We start from the raw sequence: 13,704 nt of genomic DNA on the forward strand, positions 1-13,704 counted from the left end.
CGCGCCCAGGCGGCGGCGATGCCGCGCGCGCCCGCCAGCGCCAGCCGGATCTCGGGATAGCCCGGCATCGGCAGCGAGCGGAAGTCGCGCGGGGTCACGAAGAACGGCTCGAAGCCGTGGGCGGGGGCGGCCTCGGCCATGCGCTCGAGCGAGCGCACCACGCCGTTGACCTGCGGCGCCCAGGCATCGGTCGCGACCAGCAGCCTCACGCGACCGCCCGGCGGTCCTGCGCCGGAAGCGCACCGGCGCGCTCGGCCTCCGACGCCTCCGCCGCGCGGGCGCGAAGCACGCTCGGATAGTGCAGCACCTCCATGCGGCCGTCGTAATGCTCGACCAGCGCGGTGCAGGATTCAACCCAGTCGCCGGTGTTGAGGTAGCGCAGGCCGTCGATCCGCCGGTCGGCGGCGTGATGGATGTGGCCGCAGATCACCCCGTCGGCACCCTGGCGCCGGGCCTCGTCGGCGAGAAAGGTCTCGAACGCGCCGATGAAGTTGACCGCGTTCTTCACCTTCAGCTTCGCCCAGGCCGAGAGCGACCAGTAGGACAGGCCGAGCCGGCGGCGCAGCTTGTTCAGGCCGGTGTTGACGAACAGCGCGAAGGTGTAGGCGCCGTCGCCGAGATGGGCGAGCCAGCGGGCGTGGCGCACCACCATGTCGAACTGGTCGCCGTGGATCACCAGGTAGCGCCGCCCGTCCGCCGCCTCGTGGATGCGGCTCTCGGCGATCTCGATCCCGCCGAAGGTGGTGCCGATGTAGTCGCGCAGGAACTCGTCGTGGTTGCCCGGCACGTAGACCAGGCTCGAGCCCTTGCGCACCTTGCGCAGGAGCTTCTGCACCACGTCGTTGTGCCCCTGCGGCCAGTACCAGCCCGATCGGAGCTGCCAGCCGTCGACGATGTCGCCGACGAGGTAGAGCGTGTCGGCGTCGTAGTCCTTCAGGAAGTCCAGGAGCAGCCCGGCCTGGCAGCCGCGGGTGCCGAGGTGCAGGTCTGAGAGGAACAGGGTGCGGACGCGGGTCGTCCCTTCCGTGTCGTCGGCCACGAGCATCTCCCGGCGGTCTTCGGCCGAGCCAAACCGGAAACGCGTCTCAGTTTGATGACGGTGGCGCGCATCCGATGCTGCGATGCAGCAAGCAATGCGAAGATCCTTCGCCGGTTTGCTGCAGTGCACGACAATTTTTTTTCGTCGTCCGGGAAGTTTTTCCAGTTTTGCTTGTGGAGCTTCGGCGTTCATAATGGATTCAAAGCGATCGCCTGCCGTAAGGCCGGCGCCGGCGACGGCCAATGGATCGCCGACCTGGATGGTCGACTTGGATCGTGAACCACTTGGATCGTGAGCCGGGGCGGGACGACGGGGAGGAAGGTGTCGAGGGTCGGCGCAGCGCCGGCGTGCAGGATCCGCATTCCGCGGCTTGCGCGACGGCCACGGCCGACGCATGGAAGACGAGGCTTTTCGGAGGCGACCGGCATGGATCCATGCCGCGACCGCGAGCGGTGCCAGACCGTTCCGCCGCTCCGCATCGCCCGGTGAAGCGACCGACCGACGACGCGGAAGTTCCGCGCGGGACAGCCCTCCCGCGCGCTTCCGGCCGCGCCGGTTCGGCGTCCCCCTCACCAGACCGCCCACGGATCACCACACGCCCATGCGTCGCAAGCCGGCGCATCGTTCCTGAAGCCGGCTTGCCGGCCAACGTTTTTTGGTAATCGGAGGACACACCCCATGGCTGCAACGCGGCGCCCCGGACGCAATCACCTCTTCATTCCCGGCCCGACCAACATCCCGGACCGCGTGCTGCGCGCGATGCACGTCCCCTCGGAGGACCACCGCTCGCCCGACTTCCCGGCGCTGGTGAAGCCGCTGTTCCAGGACGCCAAGATGGTGTTCGGCTCCGAGGCGGGCACGATCATCTTCTATCCGTCCTCCGGCACCGGCATCTGGGAATCGGCCCTGGCGAACACGCTCTGCCGCGGCGACAAGGTCCTGACCGCCCGCTACGGCCAGTTCAGCCACCTCTGGGTCGACATGGCCCAGCGCCTCGGCCTCGACGTCATCGTGCAGGACGAGGCTTGGGGCACCGGCGCCGACCCGGAGAAGATCGGCCAGGCGCTGCGCGCCGACACCGAGCACAAGATCAAGGCCGTGATGGTCGTCCACAACGAGACGGCGACCGGCGTCACCAGCGACATCGGCGCGGTCCGCAAGGCGATCGACGCCGCCGGCCACCCGGCGCTGCTGTTCGTCGACGGCATCTCGTCGATCGGCTCGCTGCCGTTCGAGATGGACGCGTGGAAGGTGGATTGCGCCATCGCCGGCTCGCAGAAGGGCTTCATGCTCCCCGCCGGCCTCGGCGTGCTCTGCGCCAGCGCCAAGGCGATCAAGGCCTCCGAAGGCACCGCCGGCGGCAACGACCGCCTCGGACACGTCTACTTCGCCTGGTCCGACCAGCTGAAGCAGAACCCGACCGGCTACTTCCCCTACACCCCGCCGCTTCCGCTGCTCTACGGCCTGCGCGAGGCTCTCGAGTGCATCAAGGAAGAGGGGCTGCAGAACGTCTACCACCGCCATCACGTGCTCGCCGAGGCGACCCGTCAGGCCGTGGCGGCGTGGGGCCTGAAGACCTGCGCCAAGGAGCCCAAGTGGAACTCCGACACGGTGACGGCGATCCTGGCGCCCGAGGGCGTTGATGCGGCCAAGATCATCAAGCACGCCTACGACCGCTACAACCTCTCGCTCGGCGCCGGCCTCAGCCAGGTCGCCGGCAAGGTGTTCCGCATCGGCCACCTCGGTGATCTCAACGAGCTGTCGCTGCTGGGCGCGATCGCCGGCGCCGAGATGGCGATGATCGATTGCGGCGTGCACGTCACCCCGGGCTCGGGCGTCGCCGCCGCGTCGAGCTACCTGCGCGAGCATCCGCTCACCCGGGGCTGACGCTAAGGCCGACACCATCGCGCGGGGGCGGCGACGCCCCCGCGCCATCCCGGACGAGAGGGGATCATCTCGAACCGGATCGGGATCGCCGCGACCGGCGCGTCGCGGGCAGGGCCCGATCCGGCCGTCGCATGAAAGGCGTTCCATGACGAAGAAGATCGTATTCCTCGACCGCGAGTCCCTCGACGCCACGGTCCGGCCGTTCAACTTCCCGCACGACTACAAGGAATACGATTCGACCTGGACACCGGAGGAGATCGTCTCCCGGCTCCAGGGCGCCGAGATCGCGCTGATCAACAAGGTGCCGATGCGCGCCGACACTTTGAAGCAGCTGCCCGACCTCAAGCTCATCGCCGTCGCCGCCACCGGCACCGACGTGGTCGACAAGGAGCAGGCGAAGGCGCAAGGCATCACCGTCGTCAACATCCGCAACTACGCCTTCAACACCGTGCCCGAGCACGTCATCGCGCTGATCTTCGCCCTGCGGCGCGCGATCGTGCCCTACGCCAACTCGGTGCGCCGGGGCGATTGGAACAAGTCGACCCAGTTCTGCTACTTCGACTACCCGATCCACGACATCGCCGGCTCGACGCTCGGCATCGTCGGCTACGGCGCGCTCGGCAAGTCGATCGGCAAGCGGGCGGAAGCGCTCGGCATGAAGGTCATCGCCTACGACGTCTTCCCGCAGGAGGGCCTCGTCGACCTCGAGACGATCCTGACCCAGTCCGACGTCATCACGCTGCACGCGCCGCTGACGCCCGAGACCCGGAACATGATCGGCGCCGAGCAGCTGGCGAAGATGAAGAAGCACGCGATCCTCATCAACACCGCCCGCGGCGGGCTGGTGGACGAGGAGGCCCTGGCCGAGGCGCTGAAGGCCGGCACGATCGGCGGCGCCGGCTTCGACGTGGTGGTGCAGGAGCCGCCCAAGAACGGCAACATCCTGTGCGACCTCGACCTGCCGAACCTGATCGTCACGCCGCACGTGGCCTGGGCCAGCAAGGAGGCGATGCAGATCCTGGCCGACCAGCTCGTCGACAACGTCGAGGCCTTCGTCGCCGGCAAGCCGCAGAACGTGGTCTAGGTCGAACTCTCCCTCCCCCCGCTGCGGGGGAGGGTGGGCCTCGCGTCAGCGAGGGTCGGGAGAGGGGAGCCACGTTTCCGAACGTCGCGCTGCCCCTCTCCCGACCCGCTTCGCGGGCCACCCTCCCCCGCAGAGGGGGAGGGTGGCTGAGCGACCGACGAGCCCGAACCCAATTTCCAACACGAACGCCATCCGCGCCGAGACGCGGGCGAGAGGACGCACCATGAAGAAGCTTCTGTTCCTGTTCGACACCGATGCGATGCCGTCCGTGTTCGACACCGTCGTCGGCTACGACGGCGGCGCCGACCACATCACCGGCTACGGCGGCGTGACGCCCGAGAACGTCGGCGCGCTCGTCGACGGCACGATCTACACCCGCGGCGGCTCGGAGAAGAAGTCGACGGCGATCTTCGTCGGTGGCGGCAACATGGCGGCCGGCGAGGCGGTGCTCGAGGCGGTGAAGAAGCGCTTCTTCGGCCCGTTCCGCGTCTCGACCATGCTCGATTCCAACGGCTCGAACACCACCGCCGCCGCCGGCGTCGCTCTGGTGGCGAAGGCCGCCGGCTCGCTCGAGGGCAAGAAGGCCGTGGTGCTCGCCGGCACCGGCCCGGTCGGCATGCGCTCGGCGGCGCTGCTCGCCCAGGAGGGCGCCGAGGTCGTCCTCGCCGCCCGTCAGCTCGACCGCGCGCAGGCGGCGGCGGACGCCGTCAACAAGCGCTTCGGCGTCGCCGTGACGGCGGCCGCGACCCCGGACGAGGCCTCGCGCGCCGAGATCGTCAAGGGCAAGAACCTGGTGTTCTCGGCCGGCGCCATCGGCATCGAGCTGCTGCCCGAGTCGGCCTGGAAGGACGAGGCCTCGATCGAGTTCGTGGCCGACTACAACGCCCAGCCGCCGCTCGGCTTCGGCGGCATCGACGCCATGGACAAGGGCAAGGACCGGCACGGCAAGAAGTCGTTCGGCGCACTGGGCATCGGCGGCCTGAAGCTGAAGCTCCATCGCGCCTGCGTCGGCCAGCTCTTCGACAGCACCGAGCAGGTGCTGGATGCCGAGGAGATCTACGCGCTCGCCAAGAAGATGGCCTGAACGGGGGAGTGGGGCGCATGGCCGAGCACGATACGATCGCGACCTTCCTCGACGGGCTGGCCAGCGCCGCCCCGACCCCCGGCGGCGGCGGTGCCGCCGCCATCTCCGGCGCCATGGGCGCGGCCCTGGTCTCGATGGTGTGCAACCTCACCATCGGCAAGAAGAAGTACGTCGAGGTCGAGGCCGAGCTGAAGGACATGCTCGTCCAGTCCGAGGCGCTGCGGGCGCAGCTCACCGGCATGATCGCCGAGGACGTCGCCGCCTTCGACGCGGTGATGGGGGCCTACGGGCTGCCCAAGGCCACCGACGACGAGAAGGCGGTCCGCGCCGAGCGGATCCAGGCGGCGCTGAAGGTGGCGACCGACGTGCCGCTCGCCTGCTGCCGCGCCTGCCGCGCGGTGATCGACCTCGCCGAGGTCGTCGCCGACAAGGGCAACCTCAACGTCATCTCGGATGCCGGCGTCGCCGTGCTCTCGGCCCATGCCGGCCTGCGCAGCGCGGCGCTGAACGTCTACGTCAATGCCAAGGGCCTCGACGACCGCGATTTCGCGCAGGGGCGCCTGACCGAGCTCGAGGCGCTGCTCGGCGATGCCGGCCCGCTCAACGAGAAGGTCTACGACGTGGTCAAGGCCAAAGTGAGCTGACGCGAAGCCCGTCGGCGGTCCCCGATCGGCGGCGATCGGGGACCGCCGACGGGCGAATTGCGAAGTCGGGAAACGATCGTCGCCAGAAGATTGTGCGACGCAACAAGAAGACCGCAAGCATTCCTTCGCCGATCAAGGCGAACTCAACGAGAATGCAAAAAAATTTAATGCGACACTGCTCTCCCCCAAAGTAAAATGAGGGCGTAGAAACGCAGCCAAGAACAGTACCGAAGGAGGCGCCCGATGGACGTGCACGAGTATCAGGCCAAGGAGCTGCTCGCGAGCTTCGGCGTCGCGGTTCCCAAGGGCGCCGTCGCCTTCAGCGCCGACCAGGCCGTCTACGCCGCGACCGAGCTCGGCGGCTCGTTCTGGGCGGTGAAGGCCCAGATCCATGCCGGCGCCCGCGGCAAGGCCGGCGGGATCAAGCTGTGCCGGACCTACAACGAGGTCCGCGACGCCGCCCGCGAGCTGCTCGGCAAGCGCCTCGTCACCCTCCAGACCGGGCCCGAGGGCAAGCCGGTGCAGCGGGTCTACGTCGAGACCGCCGACCCGTTCGAGCGCGAGCTGTATCTCGGCTACGTCCTCGACCGGAAGGCGGAGCGCGTCCGCGTGATCGCCTCCCAGCGCGGCGGCATGGACATCGAGGAGATCGCGGCCAGCGAGCCCGAGGCGCTGATCCAGGTGGTGGTAGAGCCGGCCGTCGGCCTGCAGCAGTTCCAGGCCCGCGAGATCGCGTTCCAGCTCGGCCTCAACATCAAGCAGGTCTCGGCCGCGGTGAAGACGATCATGAACGCCTACCGGGCGTTCCGCGACTGCGACGGCACCATGCTGGAGATCAACCCGCTCGTCGTCACCAAGGACGACCGCGTGCTGGCGCTCGACGCCAAGATGTCGTTCGACGACAACGCGATGTTCCGCCGCCGCAACATCGCCGACATGCACGACCCATCGCAGGGCGACCCGCGCGAGGCCCAGGCCGCCGAGCACAACCTCAGCTACATCGGGCTGGAGGGCGAGATCGGCTGCATCGTCAACGGCGCCGGCCTCGCCATGGCGACCATGGACATGATCAAGCACGCGGGCGGCGAGCCGGCGAACTTCCTCGACGTCGGCGGCGGCGCGAGCCCCGAGCGCGTCGCCACCGCCTTCCGCCTCGTCCTGTCGGACAAGAACGTGAAGGCGATCCTCGTCAACATCTTCGCCGGCATCAACCGCTGCGACTGGGTCGCGGAGGGCGTGGTCCAGGCGGCGCGCGAGGTGAAGATCGAGGTGCCGCTGATCGTCCGGCTCGCCGGCACGAACGTCGAGGCCGGGCAACGCATCCTGGCCGAGAGCGGGCTCGACCTGATCACCGCCGAGACCCTGTCGGAGGCCGCGCGCAAGGCCGTCGAGGCCTGCAACGGCACCAAGCACTGACGTCCGTGAGATAAGCGAAGGATACCGCCATGAGCATTCTCATCGACGAGACCACCCCGATCATCGTCCAGGGCATCACCGGCGACAAGGGCACCTTCCACGCCAAGGAGATGAAGGATTACGGCGCCAACGTCGTCGGCGGCGTCACCCCCGGCAAGGGCGGCAAGACCCATCTCGGCCTGCCGGTGTTCAACACCGTCAAGGACGCCGTGGAGGCGACGGGCGCCACCACGTCGATCACCTTCGTCGCCCCGCCCTTCGCCGCGGACGCGATCATGGAGGCGGCCGATGCCGGGCTGAAGCTGGTCTGCTCGATCACCGACGGCATCCCGGCCCAGGACATGATGCGGGTGAAGCGCTACCTGATGCGCTACCCCAAGGACCGCCGCACCATGGTGGTCGGCCCCAACTGCGCCGGCATCATCTCGCCCGGCAAGTCGATGCTCGGCATCATGCCGCCGCACATCTACCTGAAGGGCAACGTCGGCGTGATCTCGCGCTCGGGGACGCTCGGCTACGAGGCCGCCTCGCAGATGAAGGCGCACGGCATCGGCATCTCGACCTCGGTCGGCATCGGCGGCGACCCGATCAACGGCTCGTCCTTCCTCGACCACCTCGCGCTGTTCGAGCAGGACCCGGAGACCGCGGCCGTGCTGATGATCGGCGAGATCGGCGGCCCGCAGGAGGCCGAGGCCGCGGCCTGGATCAAGGCGAACTTCTCGAAGCCCGTGATCGGCTTCGTTGCCGGGCTCACGGCGCCGAAGGGCCGCCGCATGGGCCATGCCGGCGCGATCATCTCGGCCACCGGCGACAGCGCGGCCGAGAAGGCCGAGATCATGCGGTCCTACGGGCTGACCGTGGCGCCCGATCCCGGCTCGTTCGGCGACACCGTCGCCGAGGTGATGCGGCGGGCGGCGTAGCGCCCGAAGCGCGAACCTGAAGCGCGGGTCCCCTCTCCCGTTCGGGAGGGGGACAGGGTGAGGGGCGTGACCTCTCCGGAATGACCTAGCCCCTCACCCCGACCCTCTCCCGCTCGGGAGAGGGGGCCGCGCGGTGCCACCCCCGCCAAAACGATATCCGCCCCAGGTGGCTTGATCCGATGCCAAAGACCCTTCACGCCTCCCTCGGCCATGCCGACGAGAACGCCTTCGCGCCGCCGGTGATCACCGGCACCTCGTCGAAGGAAGCCCTCGACATCCTGTTCCACGCGCTGCTCGACGTGGCGCGGCGGCACGAGCCGGAGCTGGAGGCCGTGCTGCACGGCACCGCCGACATCTCGACCTTCACGCCCGAGATGCTGGCCCGGGCGCTCCAGGTGCAGGGCATCTGGTTCCAGCTGCTGTCGATCGCCGAGCAGAACGTCGCCATGCGCCGGCGCCGGCACGTCGAGCGCACGGAGGGCCGCTCGGCCCTCGGCGGGTCCTTCGCCAAGGTGTTGGCGGAAGCCTCGGCCGGCAGCATCCCGGCGCCGCAGATCCATGCCCTGCTGAAGGACCTGCGCATCCGCCCGACGATCACCGCCCACCCGACCGAGGGCAAGCGCGTGACCGTGCTGGAGAAGTTCCGGCGCATCTACCTCGTGCTGCGCGAGCTCGAATTGCCGCGCTGGACCACGCGCGAGCGCAACGGCCTGATGAACGAGCTGCGCGACCAGATCGAGCTGGTCTGGATGACCGGCGAGCTGCACCTGGAGAAGGCCACCGTCGAGCGCGAGGTCTCCTGGGGCCTGCACTTCTTCGACGAGACCTTGTTCGAGATGCTGCCGGAGGTGGTCTACTCGCTCGAGGAATCCCTGGCGCAGTACTATCCGGACGAGAAGTTCGAGGTGCCGGCCTTCTTCCAGTTCGGCTCCTGGATCGGCGGAGACCGCGACGGCAATCCCTACGTCACCGCCAGCGTCACCCGCGAGACGCTGAAGTGGAACGCGCTCGCCTCGCTCAGGCGCTACCGCGACGGCGTGCTCCATCTCGGCCGGGTGCTGTCGCTCACCGAACGCTCGATGCCGGTGCCCGAGACCTTCCGGGCCGAGCTGGCCCGGGCCCTGTCCGAGAGCGGCGACGCCAAGGCGATCGCCGGCCGCAACCCCGGCGAGGCCTATCGCCAGTACCTGTCCTGCATCCTGCGCAAGATCGAGGCGACGATCCGGCGCAACGAGGGCGGCCGCACGAGCGGGCCGGACTACCCGAGCGCCGACGGGCTGATCAACGACCTGCGCACCCTGGAGCAGGGCCTCGCGGACGCCAAGTGCACCTCGCTCGCCACCGACCTCGTGCGGCCGGTGCGGCGCATGGTCGAGATCTTCCGGTTTTCCACCGTCCGCCTCGACCTGCGCGAGAACACCACCCGCACCACGAAGACGCTGCACGCGCTCTACGCCCGCCAGAGCGGCGGCAAGGCGCCGCCGGACCTCGAGTCGCCCGAGTGGAAGGTCTGGCTCGTCGCCGAGCTGGCGCGGCCGCGGACCGGCGAAACCTCGTTCGAGGGCCTACCGGACGACGCCCGCGAGACCCTGGCCACCTTCGCGCTCGTCGGCGAGATGCGCGACACCCTCGACCGCGAGGCGTTCGGCGCCTTCGTCCTGTCGATGACCCGCTCGGTGCCCGACATCCTCGGCGCCTACCTGCTGGCCAAGGAGGCCGGCCTCTACCTCGACGCCGCCGGCACCGAGATCTGCCCGCTGCCGATCGTGCCGCTGTTCGAGACCATCGAGGACCTGCGCGCCGCGCCGGCGATCATGAAGGAGCTCGTCGGCATCCCGGTGGTCCGCCGCTCCACCCGCTGGCAGGGCGGCGTGCAGGAGGTGATGATCGGCTACTCGGATTCGAACAAGGACGGCGGCTTCGTCGCCTCGAACTGGGAGCTGTACAAGGCGCAGGCGAAGCTGACGGCGCTCGGCAAGGAAGCCGGCGTGCCGATCGCATTCTTCCACGGGCGCGGCGGCTCGGTGAGCCGCGGCGGCGTGCCGACTCAGCGCGGGATCGACGCGCAGCCGCCCGGCTCGATCAACGGCCGCTTCCGCACCACCGAGCAGGGCGAGGTGGTCTCGTTCAAGTACGCCAACCGCGGCACCGCCGCCTACCAGATGGAGCTGCTGGCGGCCTCCGTGTTCGAACACGCGCTGCAATCCGAGCGGCAGCGTGCGAACCAGCCCCGGCACGAGTTCGACGATGCGCTGGAGGCGCTGTCCGGCGCCTCGCGCGCGGCCTACGTCAACCTGCTCCAGGCCGACGGCCTCGTGGACTACTTCCAGGCCGCGAGCCCGCTCGACGAGATCGCGCTGCTCAACATCGGCTCGCGCCCGGCGCGGCGCTTCGGGGCGAAGTCGCTGAGCGACCTGCGCGCGATCCCCTGGGTGTTCGCATGGTCGCAGAACCGGCACGTCGTCACCGGCTGGTACGGCGTCGGCTCCGGCATCCGCAGCTTCCTCGACGTGCGCGGCGACCAGGGCGAAGCGCTGCTCAAGCGCCTGTTCCAGGAATGCCGGCTGTTCCGCCTGATCCTCGACGAGGTCGAGAAGACGCTGCTGATGGTCGATCTCGGCATCGCCCGGGATTACGCCGGCCTCGTCGCCGACCCGGAGATCCGCGACCGCATCTTCGGGATGATCGAGGCCGAGTACGCGCTGACGCGCGAGATGGTGCTGCGGATCACCGGCGGGCGGGAGCTGGCCGAGCGCGCGCCGCTGTTCCGCGACCGTCTCACCGGCCGCCTGCCGACGATCAACCAGGTCGGCCGCGAGCAGGTCGAGCTGCTGCGCCGGTTCCGCGCCGAGACCGACGAGGACAAGCGCGAGGCGGTGAAATCCGCGCTCCTGCTCTCGATCAACTGCATCGCCGTCGGCTTCGGTGCGACCGGCTGATGCAAACGTATCGCCTAGGCCTGTCGCCGAGAACGCGCAGGCCCATGTTGAAACCGACGGTTCGGGCGGCCTAGCTGAGCCCGCGCTCTGACGGCGGCACCGCAAGCCGCTCGACCTCCCAGGGAAACAGGAGACCCCCCATGAGCTTCACCCTCGTCCAGCAGGCCACCCCGCGGCTCCACCGCTCCGAACTCGCGGTGCCGGGCTCGAACCCGACCTTCATGGAGAAGTCGGCCACCTCGAACGCCGACGTGATCTTCCTCGACCTCGAGGACGCGGTCGCGCCGGACGACAAGGAGAAGGCCCGCACCAACATCATCGCTGCCCTCAACGATATCGATTGGGGCTCGAAGACCATGATGATCCGCATTAACGGTCTCGACACCCACTACATGTACCGCGACGTGGTCGACATCGTCGAAGCCTGTCCGCGCCTCGACATGATCCTGATCCCGAAGGTCGGCGTGCCGGCCGACGTCTACGCGATCGACGTGCTAGTGACGCAGATCGAGCAGGCCAAGAAGCGCGAGAAGAAGCTCGGCTTCGAGGTGCTGATCGAGACCGCGCTCGGCATGGCCAACGTCGAGGCGATCGCGACCTCCTCGAAGCGCCTCGAGGCGATGTCCTTCGGCGTCGCCGACTACGCTGCGTCCTGCCGCGCCCGCGCCCAGGTCATCGGCGGGGTGAACCCCGATTACAGCGTGCTCACCGACAAGGACGAGAGCGGCAAGCGCGAGACCCACTGGCAGGATCCGTGGCTGTTCGCCCAGCAGCGCATGCTGGTGGCCTGCCGCGCCTACGGCCTGCGCCCGATCGACGGCCCGTTCGGCGACTTCTCCGATCCCGACGGCTACACCTCCGCGGCCCGGCGCTGCGCGTCGGCCGGCTACGAGGGCAAGTGGGCGATCCACCCCTCGCAGATCGACCTCGCCAACGAGGTGTTTACCCCGTCCGAGGCCGAGGTCACCAAGGCGCGCCGCATCCTCGTGGCGATGGAAGAAGCCGCCAAGGCCGGCCGCGGCGCCGTCTCCCTCGACGGCCGCCTGATCGACATCGCCTCGATCCGCATGGCCGAGGCGCTGATCGAGAAGGCCAACGCGATGTCGGCCAAGTAGGCCGGCAGAGGCAGGCCGACCGACGCGATCGATCCGCGGCCGCCCCGGGACATCCGGGGCGGCCGTCCTTGTTCTCGGCACCGGGCGCAACCTCGACCGTTGTCGATCGGTATCCCCGCCGAGGCTGCGGGGACGACGCGCCCCGGTCCGGCGGCGCCATCAGGGAGATGACACCATGCACGTCACCATCGAGCAGGCGGAGACCGCGATCGCCGCCGCCAAAGCCAAGGCCGCCGAACTCGGCACGCAGATGTGCATCGCCGTCGTCGATTCCGGCGGAAACCTGAAGGCGTTCTACCGCATGGACGGCGCCTGGGTCGGCTCGATCGACATCGCCCAGAAGAAGGCCAAGACCTCGGTGTTCTTCGGCATGATGACCGGGCAGATCGGCGCGCTGTCGCAGCCGGGCGGCCCGCTCTACGGCATCGAGCACTCGAACGACGGGCTGATCACCTTCCCCGGCGGCATCCCGATCGTCGACGCGGACGGCGAGATGTCGGGCGCCATCGGCGTCAGCGGCTCGACCGTGGAGAACGACCACGTGGTGGCCGAGGCCGGCGCCAGCACGATCGGCAAGACCGAGCTGCCGGCCCACCCCTGGCGGACCTGAGCCGCGCCACGGCCACGCCGATGCCCGGCGCCGAGGGCGCGACCCGCGGACGGGTCGCGCCCTCGGCCCGCAGGAGATACACCGGCGCCGACGCGCGCCGGTCTACTGTTTTCGCGCGTTTCGAATGCTCGATTTCGCGCTTGAAGATTCGACGAAATCGATGGAAGCTGCCGTCCATCCCGGCTGCTTCGACCATGACTTGTCGAGCCACGGATCCATTTGCAACGGACGTGCGCACGCCTTGCCGCCGCGCGCGGGCCTTCGCTTGATCGTCGAGGCGCGACCGATGGCATTGCTTCGCTCCGTATTCGCTGCGTCCCTCCTCGCCGCGATCGGGTTGGCGGCGACGCCCCAGCAAGGGCGCGCCTGCGGCGACGGGGAGGCGCCGGTCTCCTGCGGCGATGCCGGCTCGGAAGCCTCCGCCAAGTGGATGCTGAAGCACGTCGTCGCGGCGATCGCGGCCGACGCGCCGGCGGCGCTCACGCATTTCACCAAGGGGGAGGCGGGGTTCCGCACCGCCGACACCTACGTCTTCTGCGTCGGGCCGGACGGCGTGATGAGCGCGCATCCCAACCCGATCCTGCAGGGCCAGAACGTGCGCGACCTGCACGACAGCAACGGCACCTACTTCATCCGCCAGATGTTGGAGACGGCCAAGGCCGGCACGGTCGCCGAGATCCGCTACCTGTTCCCCAAGCCGGGCAGCACCGTCGCGCTCCAGAAGACCACCTACTACACCCGCGCGGGCGACCAGGTGTGCGGCGTCGGCGTCTACGATTCGGACGGGGCGGGGCCGGCGGACAGCCCCGTCGCCCGGATGGCGCAGCTGCGCGACCGTCTCGACGCCGAGATGCCGCCGGCGCTGCGCGGGAACTGGACCGCCTTCCTCGAAGCGCTGAACGCCGAGACCGGCGCCAAGGCCGCGGCGATGGCGAAGGCGCGGGCCGGCCTGCAGGCGGCCGAGGC

Annotated in this window: 12 protein-coding genes and 1 pseudogene; 11 read left to right on the top strand and 2 right to left on the bottom strand. The window is 69.3% G+C overall.

The features are described from left to right. Positions 1-209, bottom strand: a pseudogene (locus FV223_RS08215) (glycosyltransferase family 1 protein); the annotation flags it as partial. Then, on the bottom strand, positions 206-1,039 hold the full coding sequence (locus FV223_RS08220) for a UDP-2,3-diacylglucosamine diphosphatase (RefSeq protein WP_147726354.1): 834 nt from the start codon (positions 1,037-1,039) through the stop codon (positions 206-208). The pseudogene FV223_RS08215 and the gene FV223_RS08220, both read right to left, overlap by 4 nt. Positions 1,040-1,093: 54 nt before the next feature. Between FV223_RS08220 and FV223_RS08225 the strand changes: the two genes are divergently transcribed. The 11 genes from FV223_RS08225 to FV223_RS08280 form a co-directional block, all read left to right on the top strand. Further along, a complete protein-coding gene (locus FV223_RS08225; protein ID WP_147726355.1) occupies positions 1,094-1,318 on the top strand; it encodes a hypothetical protein in 225 nt (74 codons plus the stop codon). Positions 1,319-1,717: 399 nt separating this feature from the next. After that, positions 1,718-2,926: an aminotransferase class V-fold PLP-dependent enzyme gene (locus FV223_RS08230; protein ID WP_147726356.1), complete on the top strand. Its 1,209-nt coding sequence runs from the start codon at positions 1,718-1,720 to the stop codon at positions 2,924-2,926. 145 nt (positions 2,927-3,071) lie between these two features. After that, complete coding sequence (locus FV223_RS08235) at positions 3,072-4,010, top strand: D-2-hydroxyacid dehydrogenase (protein ID WP_147726357.1); 939 nt, start codon at positions 3,072-3,074, stop codon at positions 4,008-4,010. A gap of 223 nt (positions 4,011-4,233) precedes the next feature. Beyond that, positions 4,234-5,094 carry an NADP-dependent methylenetetrahydromethanopterin/methylenetetrahydrofolate dehydrogenase gene (locus tag FV223_RS08245; RefSeq protein ID WP_147726359.1) on the top strand — a complete coding sequence of 287 codons (861 nt, stop codon included), beginning with the start codon at positions 4,234-4,236 and terminating at the stop codon, positions 5,092-5,094. A 17-nt stretch (positions 5,095-5,111) separates the two neighbouring features. Beyond that, positions 5,112-5,738, top strand: coding sequence for a methenyltetrahydrofolate cyclohydrolase (gene fchA / locus FV223_RS08250; protein ID WP_147726360.1), 627 nt, complete (start codon positions 5,112-5,114; stop codon positions 5,736-5,738). A 243-nt stretch (positions 5,739-5,981) separates the two neighbouring features. Further along, on the top strand, positions 5,982-7,154 hold the full coding sequence (locus FV223_RS08255) for a malate--CoA ligase subunit beta (protein ID WP_147726361.1): 1,173 nt from the start codon (positions 5,982-5,984) through the stop codon (positions 7,152-7,154). A gap of 29 nt (positions 7,155-7,183) precedes the next feature. After that, positions 7,184-8,074, top strand: coding sequence for a succinate--CoA ligase subunit alpha (gene sucD, locus FV223_RS08260; protein WP_147726362.1), 891 nt, complete (start codon positions 7,184-7,186; stop codon positions 8,072-8,074). A 179-nt stretch (positions 8,075-8,253) separates the two neighbouring features. Next, on the top strand, positions 8,254-11,013 hold the full coding sequence (locus FV223_RS08265; RefSeq protein WP_147726363.1) for a phosphoenolpyruvate carboxylase: 2,760 nt from the start codon (positions 8,254-8,256) through the stop codon (positions 11,011-11,013). A gap of 140 nt (positions 11,014-11,153) precedes the next feature. Continuing rightward, entirely contained in the window at positions 11,154-12,128 is a 975-nt protein-coding gene (locus FV223_RS08270) for a CoA ester lyase (RefSeq protein WP_147726364.1), read from the top strand. Between the two features lie 175 nt (positions 12,129-12,303). Then, positions 12,304-12,738, top strand: coding sequence for a heme-binding protein (locus tag FV223_RS08275; RefSeq protein ID WP_147726365.1), 435 nt, complete (start codon positions 12,304-12,306; stop codon positions 12,736-12,738). A gap of 286 nt (positions 12,739-13,024) precedes the next feature. Continuing rightward, positions 13,025-13,704 (top strand): cache domain-containing protein (locus FV223_RS08280; protein WP_147726366.1); only part of this gene is annotated, 680 nt, incomplete at its 3' end.

Source organism: Methylobacterium sp. WL116, from assembly GCF_008039455.1.
Lineage (GTDB): Bacteria > Pseudomonadota > Alphaproteobacteria > Rhizobiales > Beijerinckiaceae > Methylobacterium.

Bases quoted from the DNA above. Each gene is read 5' to 3' on its own strand.
- FV223_RS08225 (WP_147726355.1), top strand. From the start codon at position 1,094: ATGACGGTGGCGCGCATCCGATGCTGCGATGCAGCAAGCAATGCGAAG.
- FV223_RS08230 (WP_147726356.1), top strand. From the start codon at position 1,718: ATGGCTGCAACGCGGCGCCCCGGACGCAATCACCTCTTCATTCCCGGC.
- FV223_RS08235 (WP_147726357.1), top strand. From the start codon at position 3,072: ATGACGAAGAAGATCGTATTCCTCGACCGCGAGTCCCTCGACGCCACG.
- FV223_RS08245 (WP_147726359.1), top strand. From the start codon at position 4,234: ATGAAGAAGCTTCTGTTCCTGTTCGACACCGATGCGATGCCGTCCGTG.
- fchA (WP_147726360.1), top strand. From the start codon at position 5,112: ATGGCCGAGCACGATACGATCGCGACCTTCCTCGACGGGCTGGCCAGC.
- FV223_RS08255 (WP_147726361.1), top strand. From the start codon at position 5,982: ATGGACGTGCACGAGTATCAGGCCAAGGAGCTGCTCGCGAGCTTCGGC.
- sucD (WP_147726362.1), top strand. From the start codon at position 7,184: ATGAGCATTCTCATCGACGAGACCACCCCGATCATCGTCCAGGGCATC.
- FV223_RS08265 (WP_147726363.1), top strand. From the start codon at position 8,254: ATGCCAAAGACCCTTCACGCCTCCCTCGGCCATGCCGACGAGAACGCC.
- FV223_RS08270 (WP_147726364.1), top strand. From the start codon at position 11,154: ATGAGCTTCACCCTCGTCCAGCAGGCCACCCCGCGGCTCCACCGCTCC.
- FV223_RS08275 (WP_147726365.1), top strand. From the start codon at position 12,304: ATGCACGTCACCATCGAGCAGGCGGAGACCGCGATCGCCGCCGCCAAA.